Source organism: uncultured Campylobacter sp., assembly GCF_937996225.1.
GTDB lineage: Bacteria > Campylobacterota > Campylobacteria > Campylobacterales > Campylobacteraceae > Campylobacter_B.
In genome coordinates, this window is the sequence record NZ_CALKTC010000033.1 from 1 (window position 1) to 22,893 (window position 22,893).

Annotated in this window: 20 protein-coding genes; 16 read left to right on the forward strand and 4 right to left on the reverse strand. The window is 40.5% G+C overall.

Going from position 1 to position 22,893, the window contains the following annotated elements; all coding sequences use genetic code 11:
- The first annotated feature begins 433 nt into the window (after positions 1-433).
- The 16 genes from Q0174_RS04360 (at position 434) to Q0174_RS04435 (ending at position 18,620) form a co-directional block, all read left to right on the forward strand.
- Positions 434-1,039, forward strand: coding sequence for a hypothetical protein (locus Q0174_RS04360; RefSeq protein ID WP_298041839.1), 606 nt, complete (start codon positions 434-436; stop codon positions 1,037-1,039).
- Between the two features lie 168 nt (positions 1,040-1,207).
- Positions 1,208-1,861, forward strand: a complete 654-nt coding sequence (locus Q0174_RS04365) for a hypothetical protein (protein ID WP_298041841.1) — start codon at positions 1,208-1,210, stop codon at positions 1,859-1,861.
- A 278-nt stretch (positions 1,862-2,139) separates the two neighbouring features.
- Positions 2,140-2,391 (forward strand): hypothetical protein, encoded by a 252-nt coding sequence (locus Q0174_RS04370; protein ID WP_298041842.1) that lies wholly within the window; start codon positions 2,140-2,142, stop codon positions 2,389-2,391.
- A gap of 46 nt (positions 2,392-2,437) precedes the next feature.
- A complete protein-coding gene (locus tag Q0174_RS04375; protein ID WP_298041845.1) occupies positions 2,438-4,021 on the forward strand; it encodes a hypothetical protein in 1,584 nt (527 codons plus the stop codon).
- Positions 3,999-4,571: an RAMP superfamily CRISPR-associated protein gene (locus Q0174_RS04380; protein ID WP_298041847.1), complete on the forward strand. Its 573-nt coding sequence runs from the start codon at positions 3,999-4,001 to the stop codon at positions 4,569-4,571. Before Q0174_RS04375 ends, Q0174_RS04380 begins: the two co-directional genes overlap by 23 nt.
- Positions 4,568-6,076: a hypothetical protein gene (locus Q0174_RS04385; RefSeq protein ID WP_298041850.1), complete on the forward strand. Its 1,509-nt coding sequence runs from the start codon at positions 4,568-4,570 to the stop codon at positions 6,074-6,076. The genes Q0174_RS04380 and Q0174_RS04385 overlap by 4 nt, the downstream gene beginning before the upstream one ends.
- The gene (locus tag Q0174_RS04390; RefSeq protein WP_298041852.1) at positions 6,073-7,467 is read left to right on the forward strand and encodes an RAMP superfamily CRISPR-associated protein; all 1,395 of its coding nucleotides are present in this window, start codon (positions 6,073-6,075) and stop codon (positions 7,465-7,467) included. Before Q0174_RS04385 ends, Q0174_RS04390 begins: the two co-directional genes overlap by 4 nt.
- On the forward strand, positions 7,454-7,906 hold the full coding sequence (locus tag Q0174_RS04395; RefSeq protein ID WP_298041854.1) for a TIGR04423 family type III CRISPR-associated protein: 453 nt from the start codon (positions 7,454-7,456) through the stop codon (positions 7,904-7,906). Before Q0174_RS04390 ends, Q0174_RS04395 begins: the two co-directional genes overlap by 14 nt.
- Positions 7,903-9,669, forward strand: a complete 1,767-nt coding sequence (locus tag Q0174_RS04400) for a TIGR03986 family CRISPR-associated RAMP protein (protein WP_298041858.1) — start codon at positions 7,903-7,905, stop codon at positions 9,667-9,669. Before Q0174_RS04395 ends, Q0174_RS04400 begins: the two co-directional genes overlap by 4 nt.
- Positions 9,666-10,460, forward strand: a complete 795-nt coding sequence (locus tag Q0174_RS04405) for a hypothetical protein (RefSeq protein WP_298041864.1) — start codon at positions 9,666-9,668, stop codon at positions 10,458-10,460. Before Q0174_RS04400 ends, Q0174_RS04405 begins: the two co-directional genes overlap by 4 nt.
- A gap of 3 nt (positions 10,461-10,463) precedes the next feature.
- Positions 10,464-11,738 carry a TIGR02221 family CRISPR-associated protein gene (csx2, locus tag Q0174_RS04410; RefSeq protein ID WP_298041866.1) on the forward strand — a complete coding sequence of 425 codons (1,275 nt, stop codon included), beginning with the start codon at positions 10,464-10,466 and terminating at the stop codon, positions 11,736-11,738.
- Positions 11,735-12,115 (forward strand): CRISPR-associated protein Csx20, encoded by a 381-nt coding sequence (gene csx20, locus Q0174_RS04415; RefSeq protein ID WP_298041868.1) that lies wholly within the window; start codon positions 11,735-11,737, stop codon positions 12,113-12,115. The genes csx2 and csx20 overlap by 4 nt, the downstream gene beginning before the upstream one ends.
- Positions 12,115-13,122 (forward strand): WYL domain-containing protein, encoded by a 1,008-nt coding sequence (locus Q0174_RS04420; protein WP_298041869.1) that lies wholly within the window; start codon positions 12,115-12,117, stop codon positions 13,120-13,122. Before csx20 ends, Q0174_RS04420 begins: the two co-directional genes overlap by 1 nt.
- A 383-nt stretch (positions 13,123-13,505) precedes the next feature.
- Positions 13,506-15,131 carry a DNA phosphorothioation system sulfurtransferase DndC gene (gene dndC, locus Q0174_RS04425; RefSeq protein WP_298041870.1) on the forward strand — a complete coding sequence of 542 codons (1,626 nt, stop codon included), beginning with the start codon at positions 13,506-13,508 and terminating at the stop codon, positions 15,129-15,131.
- Positions 15,118-17,118, forward strand: a complete 2,001-nt coding sequence (locus Q0174_RS04430) for an AAA family ATPase (protein ID WP_298041872.1) — start codon at positions 15,118-15,120, stop codon at positions 17,116-17,118. Before dndC ends, Q0174_RS04430 begins: the two co-directional genes overlap by 14 nt.
- Positions 17,118-18,620, forward strand: coding sequence for an FtsK/SpoIIIE domain-containing protein (locus tag Q0174_RS04435; protein WP_298041873.1), 1,503 nt, complete (start codon positions 17,118-17,120; stop codon positions 18,618-18,620). The genes Q0174_RS04430 and Q0174_RS04435 overlap by 1 nt, the downstream gene beginning before the upstream one ends.
- Before the next feature lie 224 nt (positions 18,621-18,844).
- Here the strand turns inward: Q0174_RS04435 and Q0174_RS04440 are convergent, their stop codons facing one another.
- The 4 genes from Q0174_RS04440 to Q0174_RS04455 form a co-directional block, all read right to left on the reverse strand.
- A complete protein-coding gene (locus tag Q0174_RS04440) occupies positions 18,845-19,885 on the reverse strand; it encodes a DUF3137 domain-containing protein (RefSeq protein ID WP_298041874.1) in 1,041 nt (346 codons plus the stop codon).
- Between the two features lie 127 nt (positions 19,886-20,012).
- Complete coding sequence (gene purN, locus Q0174_RS04445; protein WP_298041875.1) at positions 20,013-20,591, reverse strand: phosphoribosylglycinamide formyltransferase; 579 nt, start codon at positions 20,589-20,591, stop codon at positions 20,013-20,015.
- The gene (locus Q0174_RS04450) at positions 20,582-22,237 is read right to left on the reverse strand and encodes an NAD(P)H-hydrate dehydratase (RefSeq protein WP_298041876.1); all 1,656 of its coding nucleotides are present in this window, start codon (positions 22,235-22,237) and stop codon (positions 20,582-20,584) included. Before Q0174_RS04450 ends, purN begins: the two co-directional genes overlap by 10 nt.
- Positions 22,234-22,893 (reverse strand): ATP-binding protein (locus tag Q0174_RS04455; RefSeq protein WP_298041877.1); only part of this gene is annotated, 660 nt, incomplete at its 5' end. The genes Q0174_RS04450 and Q0174_RS04455, both read right to left, overlap by 4 nt.

Below are 22,893 nucleotides of genomic sequence, written 5' to 3' on the forward strand. Positions count from 1 at the left end.
TAATGCGGTTTTTGGGCTATTTGATTAGAATTTCCCCGATCTAGGGGATTGAAACAAAATTCGGCAAATTTCAGGATGATAGCCATCCGACATAAAATTTGATTAGAATTTCCCCGATCTATGGGATTGAAACGCCTTTGAAAGCATCAGATCTACCTCCTCCACCGAGAACAGATTTGATTAGAATTTCCCCGATTTAGGGGATTGAGACAAACGGGTTTTGCCTCGGCCGATGCTGTGTGATCACGCTGATTTGATTAAATTTCAAGATATAAACTAAAATTTAATGGATTTTTTAAAAGCACTCCGTAAATTGACAGAATTTGACAACTAAACTCCTTATAATCACGCTCAAAGTTGATATGGCGGGTTTGAATTCTATAAATAATTTTGTTATTTTTCGAAAAAGAATTTTAAAACAAAGGAGAAAGAAATGAAAATGTTATTTAAAGTGCTTTTGCTTGGTTTAATCGGAGTTATGTTTTCCGGTTGTTTTATCGTAATGCCGCCCGATAAAGAAACGGTAATGGCTCAGCAGCTAGATGTTTGGTGTATCCTTAGAGAGAATAAAGATAAGGAAAGATATGAGGAGTCTAAACGTAAGGCGGAGTCGTTCCTTGATAAAGATAAGTATGGGGATAGAATTCAAATAGCTCCGAGAGGAGAGTATAGCGTTTCGCTATTAGATAGAGCTTTTAGTGGTGACAATCACCCGGGACTATACTGGCGTGAATATGGTTTGGTGTATAAGCCGATAACTTGCGATAGGGAAAATAAAAAGCTTAATATGGTTGTAGAAATCACACCTCATAAAGTTAAAGCTCAGAATGAGAAAGATGGAAAAAACGAAGATGCTTATACCTTTATTAACTTTTTAAAAGAGCGAACGGCTCAATTGCTTTATTCTTCTAAAGAAATCGGCGAGCTAATGGAGCTTGGTTCATCACTCGATTTAATTTTTATTGATTATGAAACAAGGAAAGAGATCGATAAAAGTACTTATGATTTTGCGGGTTACAAAGCGTATAATGAAAAGTAGGTATAAGTTCAACTACCTGACAATTGAGATTATCGAGTATTCGCCGCGAGAGTTAAATAAGATAGCTAATTTTGCTTTGCTTCAATTGGAAAGCGATGCAACGGATAGTAGAATAACCAGCTTTTTAAATTGCCCGATTGTTTATAAATTTAAAGGAAGGAAAATGTTATGAGAACACTGTTTTTAGTATTAATTGCTATATTTTTAATAGGATGTGTAGAACCGGACCCGGAAAGCTACTATGGAAGGGTTAATAGAAAAGATGAGTTTACGAGCAACTTTCAAAGCAGAAGGCTTGCTAACGAACTAATCGTCTTATTTGATATGGGCGAAAAATCTCAATATGGAAACGATTACTTTGATAATTCGCTTAAGATAGCCGATTACGAAAACGATGTAAAGCTTTCGGAAGTTAAAAGCTTTTTAGCTTCAAAAGGAGCTGCACCGTTGCGCGTTTATGAGCGCGCAGTTAAGAGTAGCGGGAAAAATAAGTTTAAAAGATATTCGGGCAGGCTAAACGCCGAAGTTGTTGCTCTAGTTCCTTTCGACACTCAGTTCCGAAAAGCGCAAAAGAACTGCTTTGATGGCACTTCCCTATGCTTATTTAACGAATTTCCTTTGCTAACCGAAACGGATGTGGAAGGAGATATGGCTTCAATGATGATAAATTTTGTTGAAGTAAAATCGGCTTTCAATAACTATCAAGATGGCTTTACGCCAGTAAAGATCATCATCCATACCGCAACTTATACCGGTGCGAAGCTCAACGCTATCTTAAGTAAAATTCCGAAAAAAGCATTTGAAAATAATGAGTTAAACTAAATAAGAGAGTCGGATGAATGAGCTGGAATGGCTCAATAAATACGGCTTTTGCTAGGAATGGTTTTAGGTAGCGAGAAATTCGGTTAGAATTTCCCCTATCTAGGGGATTGGCTTCCCTTTACCCCTAAAATTTTCAATCTATCCTCCTGATTTAATTAAAATTTCCCTCTCATTTTTCAAAGTTTCCCCTTGGCTGACAGAATCTGACACTACGGCTTACTATAATTGCGTCCAAAGTCGGAGGTAAAACGCCGAGAAGATCAATTAAGGGAGTTGTAATGAAAAAGATTGTGTTATCGCTAGCAGAGGCTGGAGTTATGAGTGGTGCTTTAGCGCAAGAGGTGCCGAATTTAGCCAATATGGCACCGAGCAATTACGGCTCGTATGTCCCTACACTCGATTTTTACATCAAAGGCAAGGATATAACGGACAATATGTCTTTTGCGGTAGGACTAGACAATAAATTCGGTTTAGCACGAGGCGTTGCTTCGGCTAGCTCATTTTGCGTAATTTTTCAAAAAATAATTTAAGTTTAGTTGCGATAAAATTTCAAAAATATAACACGAAGGAGGCAAGATGGCTAAATACCTATACGGTGCAAGTATCCAGGGTATACAAGAGTATATTTACGCCACGAATAAGCTACAAGAGATCATCGGTGCCAGCGAAATAATAGACTCGCTCGGGCAAAAATTTGATGACAAGCAAGAGCGCAACGGCGCGATATTTGGCGTCTTTGACGAACTAAGGGAGAATGGCTTAGTAGAGCAAATTTTGCTTAATGCCGCAGGAAATTTTAGAGCGATCGTAGATGGCGAGGAAAATTTAAAAAAGATCGTCAGGGATCTGCCTAAAAAGATAATGCAAAATGCTTACGGCATTACTATTTCTCAAGCTGTCGCTCCTTATAATGACAACGACTACGGAACGGCATCGAAAGAGCTCGAACGAAAGCTAAAAACTCAGCGCAACCGCCCGAGCTTGCCGCTTGATATTAGTATAAATTTTATGGCTCTTGCGCCTAAGACGGCGCGACCTATCGTAAAATTTGACGACGATGATGCATTAGACATTTCATCCGTTCAAAAGAGAGAGGCGCACGGGAGGTGGTTTAAGAGGCACCCGGGAGCTGAGGAATTAAAAGAGTTTAGCCAAATTTCAAATAAGAAAAATAAACTAGCCGTTATCCACGCAGACGGCAACGGGCTTGGGGTGTTGGTTAAAAATTTAGCCGATGAAGTAAATAAAAATAATAATACCGGAATTATAGCTAAATTTTCAGAGGCGCTTGATAAAGCGACAAAAGATGCATTTGCCAATGCTAAAGTAAAAACAAAAATCGCTCTTGGGAAAGATGATCTAAAGATAAAAGCGCTAATTTTAAGTGGCGACGATATGACGGCGGTTTGCGATGCGGACATAGCGTTAGAATTTACTAAAAATTTCATCGAGGAATTTGAAAAGGAAACGGACAAGAAAAAGTCCGACATAAAGGAAAAGCTTACGATGTGCGCGGGGATTGCTTATTGTAACGAAAAATTCCCGTTTCATTATGCGGCAGCTCTAGCTGAGGAGCTTTGCGGTGCGGCGAAAAAGCATAGCAAGGATCGCTACGTAAAGGATGCCGAACAAGACATAGCACCAAGCTGCTTAATGTTTCATAACGTCCAAAGCTCGAATTTCCAAAGCTGGGATAAATTTATAAAAGATGAACTGACGATCGGGAGCGAAAAAGAAGGGCGCGCGACCGATGGCAAAAACGCTAGCGAAATCAGATGTGATTTCGGGCCTTATTATTTAGGAGATACTACCAAGTCAAAAAACGAGCCAAAGGTAGAAAATTTTATAAATTTAGCCGAAATGTATCGCGGCGAAAAAAGCCCCAAGGGCAAACTGCGAGAGTGGATAAAGGAGCTTGGCATAAACGATAGATTAGCCAAAGTTATGCTTGATAGAATAAATGAAATTCTAGAAAACAAAAGTGAATTCGATGGCGCTCTGAATGCTCTTTACGGCGGGCTATCGTGCGGAAATTTGATTTTAGAAAAGGACGGAACGCAGAAGACGCCGATTTACGACGTATTGCAATTTCTCTCCGTTACTTCGGGCGCGGAAGATAAAAAAGTGGAGGGCAAAAATGACGATAAATTACGAGCTTAAATTTTTCGACTATTGGCATGTTAGTAGCGGCCTTAGCGGTGGAGCGGCACTTGATAGCTATGTAGTAAAAGACGCCGCAGGGCTTCCGTATGTGCCGGGCAAAACGATAAAAGGACTTGTGCGTGGGGCGGCGGAGCTGTTTTGGGATCCAAGCGATATAAGTGAGTGCTTTGGCTCACGAGGCGGCAAAAATAAGCAAAATAATGGCAATGAGCAAAACGAAAACGACGATACTACGCAGGCACAGTGCTATTTTAGTAGCGCAACTATAGATGAAAAAATCGCTACTGAAATTACGTCAAATAACTTGCAGCGCAATCTTTTTGAAATCATTTCGGCTACTAAAATCGACGATAACGGTATCGCGGCAGATAATTCGCTAAGGGATATAGAGGTCGTTTTGCCTATAAGTTTAAAAGGCGAGATCCAAAATGTAAGCGGTGAGATCGCTCAAAATTTAAAACGCGCGCTAGAGATGATAAAGCGGATGGGGCTAAACCGCAACCGAGGTCTTGGTAGATGCGAATTTAAAGTTAAGGAGCTACGATGAGAGAGCTTAGATTTGAGATAACTTTTAAAAGTCCCATTATTTTGCAGGCAAGTTCTAACACGCAGGGCAAGATGAGCTCGCTTGATTTCATACCGGGAAGTGCATTTTTGGGTATGGTAGCTAGTAGATATAGCGACTTTAGTGATCCTTTTAAAATTTTTCATAGCGGCGCTGTGAGATTTTGCGATGCTTCGCCGATCAAAGAGGGTAAAGAATTCTTTAAAATTCCGCTTTCCTATTTTCATGAAAAGCTTGATAGCAGCAAAATTTACAATCACCATCTATTATGCAAATATAAAGATGAGGAACGGAACAAATTTAACGATTTTACTCAGCTAAAACAGATGCGAAGCGGCTACATAAACGACGACAACGAGCAGCTTGGTCTGGATCTGGATTTTTCTCAAAAGAGCGCATACGATAAAAGCAAAAGACGCTCTAAGGATAGCCAAATGTACGGCTATGAGGCGTTTAGAGCCGGAATGAAATGGCGGTTTAGCGTTAAATTTGAGCCTAGCGTGAGCGAAGACGACATAAACCGCGTAAAAGAAATATTGGAGCATTCAACTAGACTCGGTAAATCGAAGAGCGCGGAGTATGGAGCGGTAGAGATTAAATTTATAGGCGAAAATACGGATAAAATTCAAACCTTTACGCCGCCGGAGAAATATACTTTCGTTTATGCTAAATCCCGCCTTGCACTTATTGACGAAAACGGCAATCCAAGCTACGACGTAAAGTATATTTTGCCAAATTTAGATGCAAATAATGTCGATTACGAAAAGACGCAGATTAGAATTTCAAATTTTACCCCTTATAACGGAGCTCGCGCCACAAAAGATTATGAGCGAGCCTGCATAAATAAAGGTAGCGTAATTGCTTTGAAAAATTTAAGTGCCGAGCAAATAAGCGCGCTAAAAAATGGCGTCGGAGCGTATTTGAGCGAGGGTTTTGGCGAAGTGCTGATAAATCCGTGGTTTTTAGACGGCGGTGACGCGGAGAATAACCCGATAGAATTCCAAAAAGAAGCACAGACTGAGCGCTCAATCGGAAAAATACCGATACAAAGTGATTTGGCTAAATTTTTAAAACAAAAGCAGACTACGAAAGACCAAGCTCTTGAAATAGTCGAGAGGGTGGCTGATTTTATAAAAAGCCATAAAGATAAATTTAGCAAAATTTCAAAATCACAATGGGGCGCGATAAGATCAATATGCAAGGAGGTTGCCGTTAGCGATAAAGTATTGAATGATAAAGGCGATGAAATAGAAAATCAAACTACCGCAGAGAAAAACAAAAATATAGCGGCTCAATTATCTAAATTTATGCGAAATGGCGTAAGAAGCGCAAATTGGGACTGCGAAAAAAGAAATGATAAAAGTGTCTTAGTAGAAGGTGGGTGCGGCGATACGCTCGTAAAAGAAGTAGAAGGCGATCCTTGCCCGCTTAAATTTGCTCTACTTTTATCAATGCAAATGCCAAAAATCACAGGAGAAAAGCAATGAAAAGATTTTTAGCGCACGTCATCATAGAAGCCAAAACTCCGTTAAAAGTCGGCGGCGGCAAAAATGATCTATTTTTGGATGCACCGGTGCAAAGAGATTGGAACGGCTTGCCGATGATCTTAGGCACTTCGGTTGCAGGGATTTTGCGTAGGGCGTTTGAAGATAATGCCGGCAAGGATGCCGCGAATGAAATTTTTGGAACCAAGCGCGAGAAAAAGGATCAGGGCGAAAATGGAAAGGTAAGCAAAGACGAAAATAAAAAAGAAGACGAAGATTTACTCGGCTCAAGACTAATTATCTCAAACGCTCTGTTGCTCGTCGATAAGAATAACAAGGTTTGCGAAGAGTTGCTTTTAGAAAAGAGCGACTTTTTGCGACTTTTTGATATTTTGCCAATCAGAGATCATGTAGCCATAGGCGCGAACGGCGTAGCGAAAGATACGGGCAAATTTGACGAAGAAGTTGTATTTAAGGGTACTAGATTTAAATTTTCACTTGAGCTTGACGGAAGCGAAGAGGAGTTTAAGAAAATTTTAAATCTGCTTTATGATCCTATGCTAAGGCTTGGCGGCGGAAGCTCGAAAGGCTTTGGCTCACTTGGAATTTTAGAGATAAAATGGGGCGAGTTTGAGCTGGACAGATACTCGAGCAGTTTAAATTTTAGCTCCGATGAGTTTGTAAAATTTATGCCCGATAGCGCAGCGGACGGTAATTCGGCAAGACAAAAATTTATCAGATACGAACTTAAAATTTCGCCCGATGATTTCTTTATGTTTGGAAGCGGATTCGGCGACAAGGATGCCGATCAAACGCCGGTGCTTGAGAGCGTGATCGACTATAAAAATGAACGCCTTGGCAAACATAAAATTCTAATCCCGGCAAGCTCGGTAAAGGGCGTATTATCACACCGAACGGCGTTTCATTTTAATAAAATTAATAAACAATTCGGCGAAAAAGCCAAAGTTGGCAGTGAAAACGAAGCCGTAAGAGAAATTTTTGGCTACGAAAAGAATAAAAACGATAAAGGCGCCAAAGGTAAAATTTTAATCAGCGATTGCTTTTTAGATTACGATGAAGCAAAAGATACGAAGGTTTTTGAACACGTTAGCATCGACCGCTTCACGGGTGGAGCGATCGATAGCGCTTTGTTTCAAGAAAAAGCGGTCGCAAAAAGAGACGAATTTATAATAGAAATTTTGCTTAGGAACGACGTGTGCGGTGACAAAGAGAATGAAGCTTTTGATAGCGCCTTAGGCGCCTTTGAGGCGGCATTAGATGACGTAGTTCAGGGACGTTTGTCGCTTGGTGGAGCAACCACAAAAGGGTATGGATTTTTCAAAGGCAAGGTCTTAAAATACAACGAAGGACGGATCGAAAATGAAAAAGAATAAAGACGAAATTTTAAAATACGTGAATGAAAATTTAAAAGGCTACGAGGGCTACATCCAGCTAATGGGTGAAAAAATCGACGAGAAGCACCTATTTTTAGCGGGCGAGCGAACTCCTGGTCTAGGCGAAGACGAGCTAATTTACGAGGCGCATTTTTTTAATGCAAATTTGAAGAAAAGCATTTCTATCCGTCAGATAAACGACGCTTGGTTTGTCGATGAGACGGAGTTAAACAAAGTAGCGCTAGAGGAAAGCGATATAAAAACGTTTTATCCTAAATTTGGTAATTTTAAAATAAAAATGGCTCAAATTTGGCAAGATGAAAAAGACGAGTTTTGCGAAGTGCCTCAAGGTAATGGAACTCTTGAGGGTTTGCCGGTGTTGAAGCTTCAAAAGATAGTATTTGCAGGCTTTGCAAAAAATGAAAAGGGTAAAAAATGATAACCGCTCCATATAATTTTGTGCCACTAAACGATAAAATTTTCTACCCGCCTTGGGCTAGTGAGAACATTCTTAAAAATATCCATGATGTGCCGTTTGAAGACGGCGAGAGCGGCGTAATCGAGCTTGAAGTAACCGCCAAAAGTCCTATTTTTATAAAGGATGGCAAAAATCCGAGCGAGTTTTGCCATTCCATAAACGAAAATGGAGGCAAAGAGTATTATATCCCCGCAACCAGCATCAAGGGCATGATAAGAAACGTGCTTGAGATAATGAGCTTTAGTAAAATTCGCATAGATGAAAGCAAGCATAAAAAGTATCTTAGCGTTAGAGATATGACGGATAGAAAAAATTTAGTTGGAGTAGCTAAGGGTTGCGGATTTTTGGTTAAAAATGACAATAGCTATATGATAGAAGATTGCGTAGATATTAGAACAATATCTTTACGTAATGATTCAGGCTATAATGAGATAGAAAAACTCAAAACAGCCGAGGATAAATATAAAAAATTTGGTTTTCTAAGAGAGATAAATTTTACTCCTTATGATGAAAAATTGACCAATAAATTTGGAAAAAGAATAATAATCAAAAGGGCTAAATTTGATAGGTATGGACAAAAAGGTATTCTAGTTTTTACGGGCAAGATAGATAACAAAAAACACGAATTTGTTTTCGCTAAAAACGGTAAGAAAATTCCACTAGATAAGAGCATTTTCGAGGATTTTAAAAAGGTTTATTTTGAAAATAAAGAATCCGTAGATGGGCAGTATTGGAAAGAAAAATTTAACGAGGGTGCGGGCGAGAAAATTCCTATATTTTATACGCGAGATGGCGACGGTAAAATAACGGCTATCGGATTAACGCAACTTTTTAAACTGGCTTACAAAAAAACGATTTTCGAAGCAGCAAAGCAAGTAGGCGACGAAACAAAATTTGACTTAGCCGAAACAATTTTCGGAACCGTTAGAGGCGATAAAGCCCTAAAAGGACGAGTGTATTTTTCGCATTTGAAATCGAGTTTTGAGCGATTTGAGGCTCCGAAGGAAGGGGTATTCGGTATGCCAAATCCTAGCTATTATCCAAATTATTTAGAGCAGCAGAGTGGAGCTTACACGACACTTATGAGCAAGGATGCCAAAATAAGAGGGTATAAGCGATATCCGCTGCATTCTAGCGCGGAGCAACTAAGTGTCGGAAATGATAACGAAAAGATGAAAGTTAAATTTAAACCGCTTTCTGCAAATAGCGTTTTTAAGGGTAAAATCATATTTCATAATCTTAAAAAGGTTGAAATTGGAGCGTTGCTAAGTGCAATAACTTTTCACGGTAGAAGCGATAAATTTATGCATAATATCGGCTTTGCTAAGCCTTACGGTTACGGAAAAATAGATATAGAGCTTACACTACAAGGATTAAAATATAGTCAAGACGAATATCTAAAGGAATTTGAAAAGCAAATGAACGAATTTGTGCCAAATTGGCTTAATAAAGAACAACTAAAGGAGCTTTGCGCGATGGCGAGCGTGAAGTATAAGCCTACCAAAATTTTACAATATCAGCAACTAGACAATAAGGATTCTGAGTATTTCAAAGTAAAAAATAATCGGCAAGAGAATAACGAATTCTCAGGAGCTAAAAGTTACAATGAGCGCTTAAGTCCATACTCTGGTATGGTTGTGTATTCAAAGCCGCAAAAACCACTACAAAGCTCTAATGGGCGAAATCACGGCAATAATAGAAATAATAGAAGAGATAAAAAATGACCCATTATGAAAAAAGAAATTTTCAAAAAATAATCGTTTCGCTTTTGGGAAGTTCTCTTTTAGGATATAGAGCGTTTTTTATCATCGCGGGAGTATTACTGTTTTTCGCTTGGTTACCGGACGGAATGTCGTCGCTACTAGATAAAATTTTCGGCGGCGAAATTTTAAAATGGAGCGCCAAGGATGGCACTATGGCGGTTCAAATTTTAGGTTCTATAGCGATTTTTTGCGCAATTAAGCATATAATTCCTAAAAGCGTTCCAAACGTCGATATAGATATAAATGATAGACCTAAAAAGGCTAGGGCTTTGGTATTATTTTTGAGCTATAACTGGGAGGCGAATAATTCTTTAAAACTCATGAAGATAGAAGAATTCGGAGAGAAAAATAATTACAGAATGCCGCTTACGGCGATAGATTATCATAAAGACAAGCTTGAAAAGATAATAATCGCTTGTTCTGAAAAATCTCACGGCGATAGAGAGAAATTTTTAAAATGCGTGCAAAATCTCTTTGGTAAGGAGCTTGCGGATATGGCAAATGTGCGATATATAAAGAATTTCGAAGACGCAAAAAGCGTCTATAAATTTTTAGAAAGCGTATATAGACAGCTTAAGCAAGAGGGCTTTATGGAGGACGACATTGTATTTGATGTCACGGGAGGGCAAAAGGCGATAAGTATAGCCGGAGCGATGTTTGCGATACCCAACGATAGGCATTTGCAGTACGTCTCCACTAGCGATTATACTGTCAAACACTACGATTTAACTTATATGCAAAATGAGGAGTAAAATATGGCTAAAATTTTAATAAGTTCATTGGGAATGGGTGATAGGAAAAAAGGATATCAAAAAGCCGACTATGCCATAGATGATAAAATTTATAAGGATAGAACCTTCATATCTAGCGTCTTATGCGAACATATCCGTATAGATAAGTTGTTTTTAGTCGGCACTAAAGATTCTATTTGGGAGTCGGTTTTTGAGGAATTCGACGGCAATAGCGAAACTGCGGAAAGAATTTATATCGATAAAGAAACTGGAGGCGATGAGAATTTTTTACTACCCGTGGAGCAACAGATAGAAACGAAACTAGGCTCGAAAGGCTCAAAATGTTTTATTATAAAATATGGACTAAACGAAGACGAGCTTTGGTTAAATTTTGACAAATACTTGCAAATTATGAGTGAAATTTCAAAAGATGACGAGGTTTATCTTGATATAACGCATTCATTTAGATCTCTTTCTTTAATGAGCTTCGTGATGAGTGAATTCTACGCAAATACGCGTGATTACAATCTAAATATAAAAGGTGTGTATTATGGAATGTTTGAAGCCTCAAGAAAAAATGATGGAACGAAAATTCCCGCTCCAATAGTAGATTTAAAAGTGCTTTTTGAAATTTTAGAGTGGTCAAGAGCTATAAAAAATCTAAAATTCTATGGAAACGGCTATGAGTTGATGGCCCTTATAGATAAGTCGGATCAACCCAAAAATATAAAAAATAGTTATGAGGATTTTTCTTACGCCTTAAGTATGTCCGATATCGGTGCAATACAAAAAAGCGTGAAATCTTTAAGCAAAGAAATTTTCGACTTTAGCGATCCGAAGGCTCATATCTTAAAAATTATAGCTAAAGATATAAAAGAATTTATCGATATTTTTAAGATTGACAAACTTTCAGATTTACAAATAGAGTTAGCCTCATGGTATGCCAAAAACAAAAATTTTGCTATGGCATATATGACTTTAGCGGAGGCGGTTCCTAGCTTAATATGCGAACAAAATGGCAAGGATCCTACAGATAGAGATGCAAGAGAAGATGCTAAAGATACTTTAAACAAATATAGAGGAAGCAAAAATTACAATCCCGAGCATAAGAAAGCAGCGGAAGTATATTTTAAAATTAATAATATTAGGATTAATATCGCTCATAAGCTTCTTGAAGGAAATCGAAGGTCGAATTCCAACCCAAGAAATAGCGTAAATAATATACAAGAATATATAGAAAAGGTTAAAGCAATGGGAAAAATACATTTTAAATTACAAAAGAGACCGCCAAAAAAATGAAAACCTTCTTTACGTTGATAAACCACACCTTGACGTCGGAGCAAGAAGAAGACGCGAGGAAGAATTTAAATGTCGATAAATTCATAAACATAGCCGATGCGAGGTGGAGCGATATCGACCCGTCCGAAAAAAGCGTAATAGAATTCGTTGAAGCGTATAAAGATAAACTTAAAAAGCAAGCAAAATCGGGTGACGTATTGCTGGTGCAGGGTGATTTCGGAGCGACTTATAATATGATAAGGTTTGCTAAAAATATGGGTCTGATCGCCGTATACGCAACTACTAACCGCATCGCAAGCGAGCAAGTAGAAAATGGCAAAGCCGTAATTAAACGAGAATTTAAACACGCAAGATTTAGAGAATACGAGGAGTTATAATGTCATCAGATGCAGACAATAAAACGATAGTTATCTTTGAAATTTTAAAAAAGTTAGTTGCAAAGCAAGAAATTTATCTTACCGATACAGAGCTTTTAGATGAGTTAAGGATTAAGGAAAGAACGCTTAGAAGGTATATGGGCGAAATCGACAAGCTATTTCCATATGCTTTTAGGATAGAAAGCAAGCTCATAGGGCATGGCAAGAGACCGGTAAAAGTATTAAGAGTATATGACAAAAACAAAGATATAATCGGCGTTTTAAAATGTCTTTTAGAATATGGCAATGATCTAGGCTGGTTAATTAGTTTATTAAACGAAAATGATCCTAGGTTGTTTAACGATTTAGATAAACATGAAAAAGAGAAGGTATCTGAACAATTAAAAGAGGATTCGGACGTATTTTTATTTAGAACCAATCCTTTTGAGGTTTTGCAAGACGAGCTAAGTAAAAGATATCTGAGCGAGCTTCGAAATGCCGTTAAAAATAAAGAATGCCGAAATATCAAGTATAAATATATCGGTGAAATGGAGAATTTAATCGATGCAAAATGCCTAAAAATAGTTTTTACCGATAGTAATTGGTATTTGGCTATCGAGGATGCCGAGGGAAATTTTAGACTTTTAAGAGTGGCTTTTATCATATCGCTTAGCAAAAGCTCAAAAAAATACGAAGAAAAGATCTTGAAGGAATATGAAACGTATTTCAATAAAATACAAAACGCTATGAGCTTGCCCTCCGAGCCATTGCGAAGGGCGCTATTAAAAGCCTCCCCGAAAGTGGCTATATATTTTAAGGAGGGTATGAAGCTGTTTTTCCCAACTCAAAAATTTAAAAAGAAGCTAGATGATGGTAGCATTATTTTTAGCATAGATTTTACTCAGGATATGGAGATATTGCCATTTATAAAAAAGTGGCTTCCAGATATCGAGATACTAGAACCAAAAGATCTGAGAGAAACCTTTAAAGAGCAATTAAAAGCGGCTCTTGATATATTAAGTGAGTAGAAAAGGCACGCGTTGTCGCACTAATAGCGAAACGAAATTTACCCTGAGTCTATTCACGCGCTACGAAGCGATAAAATTTTAGAATGTTTGATGAAATTCGAAGCGCATAAAGCCTCGTCGCAATCTCATATAAAGATCGTGCATCGCAAGCGGTAGCGATGAGAGGTCAAATATGCTATTCAAAGTAAATTTTATACAGGTATAAATTTCTGGGCTAGAAGTAAAATTTAGCAAAAAATTTCCATGCGGCTAAATTTTTCAAAGCAAGTACCGCTATTGTTTCATATGATTACATGGAGTTGTTGTATAAATTTTTTGGGGTTTCAGTAAAATTTTACGCTGCGGATATTATAATTTACGAAAGTACAAAAAAGGAGATGGCTGTGTCCAGATCAAGCATTCTAAAAAGCAACGTAAGATCTAGAATCTTGTCGGTTTCCTCTCTAGCCTCTCTTGAAAATAGCGCTATTATAGATATCAGGTCGCGCAGTGCTTATCTGGCAGATCATATTGCGAATTCTGTAAACCTAACTACTAAGGATGAAATTTTAGATTTTATAGAGCGAAATCCAAAGGCTCAGTATATTCTTTGTTGCTTTAGTTCGACTCGCGCGCAAAATTTAGCAAAGCAAATAGATAATCCGTTAGTAAAATTTTACGACGGCAATTTAATTGAGGCCAAAGAAAGCGGCGTGCAATTTACCTCTAGTGATGATAGATTTATTGCGCTTTTAAACGATACAAGAGCACAGATTTTAGCACGTTATAAAAAATATAAACGTGCGTGGATTGTTACTTTTAGCGGCGGTAAGGATTCTACCTGTGTTTTGCAGTTAATGTATGAAATGATAACCAAGCTACCTAAAGATGAGTTAAATCCTACTTATGCGATACTTTCAGATACTTTAGTAGAAGCTCCTAATGTAGCCGTTTATTTTAAAAATATTGTAAAGGCGATAAATTTAGACGCCAAGATGCGTGGACTTCCTTTTGAAATAATAGTTGCTCATCCATCGCCTCAAAATGAATTTTGGGTAAATCTTATTGGTAAAGGTTATCCAAGTCCTACGCGTATATTTCGATGGTGTACAGAACGTCTAAAAATAAATCCTATGAAATCGATTGTAAAAAGTATCGTAGAAAAGCATGGAAGCGCAATAATGACGCTAGGTGTACGAAAAAGTGAGAGTATGAATCGTCGTCGAAGTATAGAAAAGCGCACTGTTAGCGAGGATGGATTTAGTAAGCATGATGACTACGAGAATGTACTAATTTATTCGCCGATCACCGAGTGGCTTACAGAGGATGTTTGGAGCTATCTTACTACGCAAAATCCACCACCTTGGGGCATTAGTCACGCTAAATTATTTTCGCTTTATTCGCAGGCTAGTGGCGATGAATGTCAGTTTATAATCGATAAGTCGCAAAGTAGCTGCGGTGGAAGCCGCTTTGGATGTTGGGTATGTACGCTGGTAAACGAAGATAAATCTATGCAAGGCTTCATAAAAAGTGGTGAGAGCTCTCTGGTGGTACTAAATGAATTTCGGAATTTTATAAAGGAGGCTAGGGAAAATCGTTCAATGAGGTGCGATTTCAAAAAAGATGGTAGTTTTCGTCCAGGGCCTTTTACGTCTTCGGCGCGAAAAGAAATTCTAAGAAGGCTTTTACGCGCCGAAGCAGAATTTAAGGCGTGCGGCGGCAGTGAGCTAATTAGTGACGAACAACTAGGAATGATAGCTAAGATTTGGGAAAAAGAATTTGATAGCGAAAGCTCGTGTATTACAATATCAAAGGAGTTTGGCAGAATGCAAAATATTGAAATTTCAACGCCCATATTAGAGGATATTGATTTAATCGATACGACAAGTAAGGGTGGAGAGGCGGCAAAGCGCATTATCTCAGAAATAGTGCGAAAAGAAGGTATCAAGGATAACGAAATTTATGAGATCATTATGAAAAATATTGATGATGAAACGGCGAAGCTAGGAGAGAGTGATGATATTTTATAAACGCATTACGATTTGTAATCTTTTCGCTTATTATGGTGAACAGAATGTAGAATTTACCTTGTCACAAGGCAAGCCCATATATTTACTTTTCGGAAGGAATGGATTCGGCAAGACTAGCTTTATAAGAAGCGTGAAATTACTTTTTGCAGGAAGCGGAATGCTAGATGTAGGCGAAAATGTACCGGAGGTCGTATTAAATTTTACTGGCACACGTAGTAGAGGTGTTTTTACACCTAGGGTCCTACTGCTAGGTCAAAATAGCGAAAACGGATGGCGAGGCGCTTTTAACCGTCGTGCGCTTAGCAACGACGAGAATAAATTCTATATTGAGTTAGCGCTTGATGAAGATGAACGCGAGATAATCATTAGGAGAGAGTGGAGTAGATTTCCTGATCTATGCGAAAAGTTAATTTTTATAAAAGATGGCGAGCGGCTGGAAAACAATCAAGCTCGCGAGGAGATCGAGAGAATTCTACCGTTAAATTTTTTACAGTTTTTTGTATTCGACGGCGAAGAGATTGAGGCGATGGCAGACGAGGTCAGCACCGAGCTAAAAGATAAAATTCAAAGCATGTTGAATATTGCCGTATTAGATAGATTATCAGATCAGATCAATAAGGCGGAAAGAGAACTAATCTCACAAAGTAATACGGCAAGTAAAATTAAATCTGATCTAGACTTATGTGAGGGCCGACAAAAAAGCGAGGAAGAGCGCTTGCAAAATGCTAAAATAAATATAAAATTTTACGAAGCTCAAGTGAGCGATAAATCTGCCGCTATAACTGCTAAAAAGAAAGAATTGGAAGGTAAGATAAGGAGCAATTCTAAAGAAAGCGAGGGCCTGCAAAATGCTAAAGATGTTGCTATGGCTAACCTGCAAAGAGCCAAGCAAAGTATTGCAGAATTCGGTGGTGAAATTTTATTCGCAGGATTGGACGAATTCTTCTTGGAACTTTTATCTAGGATAGAAAAGAGTAGTGATACTAGCGGGTTCAATAAAGAAAGCCTTACTAAGTTAGCCAAATTTAGCGCAGATTACTTATTGCGTGAAAAAATAGGGTTTAAATGCGACGCGATAGATTTAAATACATATTTACGTGATGCATTTTTAGAATTTATCAAAAATAATGACGGAGAATTTAAAGGAATTAATAAAAGCACCATTCCTATCGTTTATAGCGCTGCTAAAGAAAATTCCGTTAAACTTTTAGATGCCGTAAGAGACGCTAAAAATGCTAAGTCTGATATCTCTCGTATCTCACGCAATCTAGATGATCTCATTTCAGATTCATCGGTTGATACGGAATTGGCTAGTCTAAACGAGGAGATCGAGGCGTTAGAGGTAGAAAAGTTGGAAGCGAGCGAGAACCTAAGAAAAAATATCGAACAAAAAACCAATTCTGAAAAGCATATAAGCGAGCTAGAAATAGAAATTGCTGCGTTAAAAGATAAAGCGGCCCGCGACTTGCGTATTAAAAAGAAGTTGAATTTGCTATCGGAGATTAAGACTCAGATTATCACCTATAAATCGGGACGCATAACAAGAACTGGAGAGAGACTAAAAGATAAAATTTTGTCTAATTATAAGCATCTAATTTCTGAGGACAACGTAGCGGACATTAAGATCGATAACTTCATCGTAAAATTTATCGATGCAAGCGGAGAAGCTATTGCTGTACGAAGCCAGAGTGCAGGTCAGAAACAAATTGCTGCGATTAGCATATTTTGGGCGTTATCTAAGTTAAGCGATAGATGCTTGCCTCTTATTATTGATACTCCGCTAGCCAGACTAGATGCCTCTAACCGTAAGAATGTCATTCAAAACTATTATGCAAATGCGTCCAATCAAGTTATCGTGTTACCTACAGATACTGAATTCAGCCAAAGAGAGCTGGAATTTGCAAGTGGTAAAATCGCAGGGATTTACGACATCACTAATGATAAAGATTCACGAGATAGTGCAAGCATAAAACCAAGGAGAGAATAATGCTAGGGAAAATTTATACCAAAGCCGGCGAAGAAAATTTCATTGCTAATATTATAAAAAATTCTCTCGCCATAGATGTGCCTAAATATGTAATTTTGAGGATGGCAATCAACAAATCCTTTCGATTAGAATATAAAAGTTTAGATAATCCATGTTATGCTAATTTCATCCTATACGATGGATTTTCTAGTGGGGGTGGAGAATATAATATGTCCCAAGTAACTGGCAGTGGCAAAGAATCTAAAGACTATACAGATATTTTACGTGCAGCTTTTATGCTAAGGCATAAGAGCGAGAATTTAGATTTTAGCGACGATGCAATTTTTATTAGTGTTATCGAAAAATATATCCATCGTGGACTTTACGAGCTAAATAATCTCTACAAAAGCAAGGATGACTTTTATCAATTCCTGATTGATGAATTTAGCGTTACAATAGAGCCAAAAATTCTACCTGCAGAAGAATCAATTTCTGAAAGGTTAGATGAGGATAAGATACGAGAATATTTTACTTCCGCCGGTATAAAAGCAGAAATTCTATCTAGTGACCATGCATTGCGTCACGACGTATTTAAAATCCGCTTTAAAGATATGAAAGACTATGCTCGGGTTGAAAACGAAGTTGATGACTACAAGGTAAAATTTGGTCTTTACTCCGATGCTTCAACACAATACGCAGGTGAACAGATGAGCTTAAATTTATATTTGCCTAGACCTAAAAGTCAGTGGAAAAAATTTGATGCAGATGATTTTGGTTTCGATATATCTAGCTATACAAAAAGCTACGCTTTGCCCGCTTATTGCGGTCGCAATATCAAAAATGAGGCATTTTTCTTTGATTTATCACAGCACTTGCTTATCGGTGGTACTAGCGGTAGCGGCAAGTCCATGCTTTTACATACGCTCATTACGTCGCTAGCAATGTTAAATCAAAATATACGCTTTGTACTCATAGATCCTAAAAATGGAGCTGAGTTTGGTATTTACGATAAACTAAGAAGTTTAAGCGAGCTTGGCGGAGTAGTCAAGGATATATCTCATACACAAGCCGTGATTGATGCTGTCATTAAGGAAATGGATAGACGTTATAGTGTTCTAGCCAAAGAAGGTGTCAGCAAAAACGCTGAACTTTCTACTCCGATGCCAAGTATAGTTGTGGTTTTCGATGAAGTTGCTGATGCTTTCGGTCAGATTAAGATGCTTCAAGATAGTATCGTGATCTTGGCACAAAAGGCTCGTGCTGCGGACATTCATCTAATCATAGCGACCCAAACGCCCAATGCAAATATTTTTAAGCAAGAATTGCGCGCAAATTTTGATTTACGAATCGCCTTAAAAGTGCAAAATGCCAAAGCCTCTCAGATTGTCTTGGACGAAAGCGGAGCCGAAAAGCTTCTAGGCGCAGGCGATATGCTAGTAAAACTAAGTGGTTCGCAGCCGCAGCATATATTTGCGCCGTATTTAAGCAAGGGCGATGTTAAACGGCTTTTAGAGCTAAAATAGATCGCTGATTTTGTCACAATATGCTAGGATAAAATAGCTAAAAGCCCTAAATCCTATGTCACAAAATTTGCGTCGCTATAACAATCCTATAAATTCCATGGTTTAAATGCCCTTGAAATTTCAAATAGAATTTTGTTGCAGCAGTTACGGCGTAGTAGCGCGTAAATTTAAAGCAAAAGCCTAAAATTTTTGCAGCGATCTATACCTTAAGTCGGGCTTTAAATTTAATCTTGCCAGATATTTTCGTTTAGCTTCAGGCTTTTTACGATGGAGAGAAAGAATAGAAGCTCGTGCTTGATAGACGCGGCGGGATCAAAGCCAAATACGCTGCGATCCACGCTAGGCTCGAAACTATCGTATCCCGTGCGGATGAAAATATAGACGTTTCTGCCCGAAAAGCTTAAACTGATCGGTCCGCCGGCACCGCTTCTAAAGCGAAGCAAGCGCCGCATAAAGGCGGGCGTGAGGGCATACATTGCAGACACCGCATCGGCGCTATATACGCTAAATGCGGAGCTAAACTCGCTATCGTCCATCGCGATTTTTTTAAGCCCGCCAAGCGTCGGTTTCGCGCTGAGCAGCGGCAAGATCACGGTCGTAGAGTTTATGCGCTTTTTAAATTCCGCGTAGAAAAAGATCCCCCTGCTGCTACGTCGTTCGTCAGTATGAGTCACGCAAACATCCGCAAAGCTGAAAAATACTCCGTCATAAACGCCGGAAATTTTATCTTCGCAATCAAAATAGCTTATGCCGTCCACAAATAGGCCGCTAGTGCGCAGATACGCCGGCCGAAACGAGCCTGAAATTTCATAGCGGCAGCCCAGGCTCGCGATATAAGGCGCGATATATTGGTGTTTAAAGGCGCGGACGAATTTTTTGGATCTATTGTATTTGATCCGCTCCAGCACGGCATCCGCGATATTAAACAAAGAAAGGCAGATGGTTACGAGTGTGATGACGAAGCGCAAGGTATCATTCTCGCACATTTCTACGCCTTTGGCAAGCATCCACAGCAAGGTGCAAAAGATAAATACGCGCACTATATTTGCATCTTTATTCACTACTCTGAAAGAGATGCTGCCGCAGCTAAATATCACTATGATCCAGCAGAGACCTACTGCTGCTTCTTGATCTCTAAAATTGAAAAATAGCCATAACGCCGAGGCCAGCACCGCTAGTACTATTATCGAAAACGCCGTACCTTTGCGCTGCTCCGCCTCATCCAGGATGCCAAGCCTTAGTTTTTCCAGTTCGTTTGCGGTCATCTTTCTCTTTCTAAATTTAGCTAGCAAATTTTAAAGCTTAGCCTCGAACCGCCCCTAAATTTAAAGAACTAAGCTTTAAAATTTACAAAATTCTGCGGAATTTCGCTCTTTAAATTTAGCGTAAAATTTAGCTTCGGCACAAAATTTCTACGATCACCTGCGGCAATAGCTCATGCTCGATCTCGTGGATTTTGGCCTCATAAGCTTCAAGGCTCATTCCTGCGCTCTTTTCAAACGCGCGCTGAGCGATAATCGCGCCGCCGTCGAGCTCCTCGCTGACCCAGTGCACGCTCACGCCGCCCACCTTCATATCGCTTTCAAAGCTCTGCTCTATCGCGTGCGCGCCCTTAAAAAGCGGCAGCAGCGACGGGTGCAAATTTATCGCGCGAACCCTGCTTGTAAAAACGGGTGTGAGAATTCGCATAAAGCCCGCAAGCACCGTAAGTTCCGCACCGCTTTTTTCGATCTCGCGCACGAGCGCGGCGTCGAACTCCTCGCGGCTAGCGAAGTCTTTGTGATTTAAAATTACGCTTTTTAGACCGAATTTTGCGGCTTTTGCTATGCCTCCCGCGTCCGCTTTGTTGCTTAGCGTTAGCGCAACTTCGATCTTGGTTTCGCCAAAAATTTTGCCGTGCAGCTTCTGCAAGATCGCTTCTAAATTTGAGCCGCTGCCGCTAAAAAGCACGGTGAGCTTTTTCACAACCATTTTACCTCCTCGATGAGATCGAGCGGACTTAGCGCGTAGGAGTTTTTGGCGAAGGCTCGCGCGGCGAGTGCGTGGGCTAGAACGCCGCAGATTGAGGCTTTCAGAGGCGAGTAGCCTTGCGCGAGTAGCCCGCCGATGAGCCCTGCGAGCACGTCGCCGCTGCCGCCCTTTGCGAGCGCAGCGCTGCCCTTGTCGCAGACATAGATGACGCCAGCTTGGGCGATGAGCGTGTTCGCGCCCTTTAGTACGAGCACGCCGCTAAATTTATCGCTCCACGCCCGCGCAAACTCGAAGCGCCGCTCTTGCAGCTCGCTCACGCTAAGATCTGCGATGCCCGCGATCTTTAAAAGTGAGCAAAACTCCTTTGGATGGGGCGTTAGGATTAAATTTGAATTGACGTTAAGTAGGCTTAAAATTTCGCTCTCATAGCACAGATCGGCGTCGATGACGCAGCTTTTGCCCCGCAGCGTGGCAAGATCAATCTTCCGCTCTCCCAGTCCACAGCCGCAGACCACGACCCGCGCGGCATCGAATGAGCTTTTTTGCATCAAAATCGGGCTTAAGTTTAACGGCCCCTCACTAACGACGCTAACGAGCCCGCTGCCGATCGCATGAGCTGCCAGAGCCGCTATCTGCGCCGCTCCGCTCATCTGCCCGCTTACGACGTAAGTGTGCCCGAAATCGCCCTTATTGGTGTTTTGCTTCCTGCGCAGCGGCAGCTTCAGATCGCTTTTTTGAAGCAGAAAATATTCGCTCCGCTCCTCAAAATTTGAGCGCGAAATTCCAAGATTTGCGACCTTGATCCGCCCTACGTAATCCTTTACTGCGTCCGAAAACAGCGCGAGTTTGAGCGCTCCCATCGCGATCGTCAGATCCGCGCAAAACGCACCGCCTAAAATGCGCCCGCTCTTATCGATACCGCTTGGGACATCGACTGCGATTTTTAGGGATTTCGCGCTATTTGCGATAGATAAAATTTCACAAATTTCAGCGCTTATCGGTTTATTCAAACCGCTGCCGAAAATTCCGTCGATTATGCAGTCTGCGCTTGTAATCTTATCGCGCAGGACGCCGCTTGGATTGTCGCATTCGTTGCCTAGCTTGCCGAAATCGCTGCCGTGCTCCGCGGTTTCAAATTTAGCGCTCGTAAATTTCGCGCATAATTTATCGCCGCCGCCCGAAATGTTTGCGCCGTTTAGGCTTTCGTGCTCGTTATCGGGCTTGTCATCACAAGAGCTGGTGCCCTTTAAAGAGGAGCCGCTTGCGCTTTCATGCGTGCAGATGTCCTTGCTAGATGCGTTGTCTGCGTGCCCGCAATCGTCTTTTGCGCTCGCGATGTCGATAAGCCTAACGCCCGCAGCCCGCGCCGCATCAGCTTGAAATTTACCCGCCGCGCTTCTATTTTCCAGCACGCAAAGCGCAGTGCAGCTAAAATCGCCGCTTAGCTTTCGTAGCGCCGCCATCGCGTCCGCACCGTTATTTCCGCCGCCGCAAAGCGCCAAAATGCGCGAGCCCTTTTTGAGCCGCTTTCTGATCTCGCCCTCGATCCTGCAAGCGGCGTTTTCCATTAAAATTTGCTCGCCAAGTCCAAATTTCGCGCTCGCTCGCGCGTCGAGCTCCTCGGTGCTAAAGAAAATTTTTTTCAAATTTCGCTCCTTATGCGAAAGCTAAGAGCCTCCAAAATATGCGCCTTAGCGATGATTTCGGCGCCTGCTAGATCGGCGATCGTGCGCGCAAGCTTTAGCGTCTTATTCACGCCGCGCTGCGAAAGATCGTAGCGGGTGATCGCCGTTTGCAAAACATCCCGCGCAGCGCTTTCGCAGATACAAAATTTTTCGGTTTCCTCGTCGCGCAGCTTTGCGTTTAGCTCGCTCTGTCCGCGAGCCTTTTGTGCGCGAAACGCCCGCAACACCGCATCAGCCATCTCTTCGCTGCAAATGTCGCTTCTGTCATCCGCGCCGGTTTCGTCCATCGCGACGTATATGTCGATGCGATCGAGCAGTGGTGCGGAGATCGTGTTTTTGTAGCGCCTGATGTCGTTTAGCGAGCAGGTGCAGGTGAGGTTTTTGGAGAATAGATTTCCGCACGGGCAGGGATTTTGCGCCGCGACGAAGATAAATTTCGTTTGATATTCGACCTTGGAATTTACGCGCGAAATCAAAATTCTATTATCCTCCAGCGGTTCGCGCAGGCTTTCTAAAATTTGCTTGCCGAAGTGCGGCAGCTCGTCGAAAAACAGCTCGCCGCCGTTTGCGAGCGCGACCTCGCCGATCTTTGCGCCGCTACTGCCGCCACCGAAAAT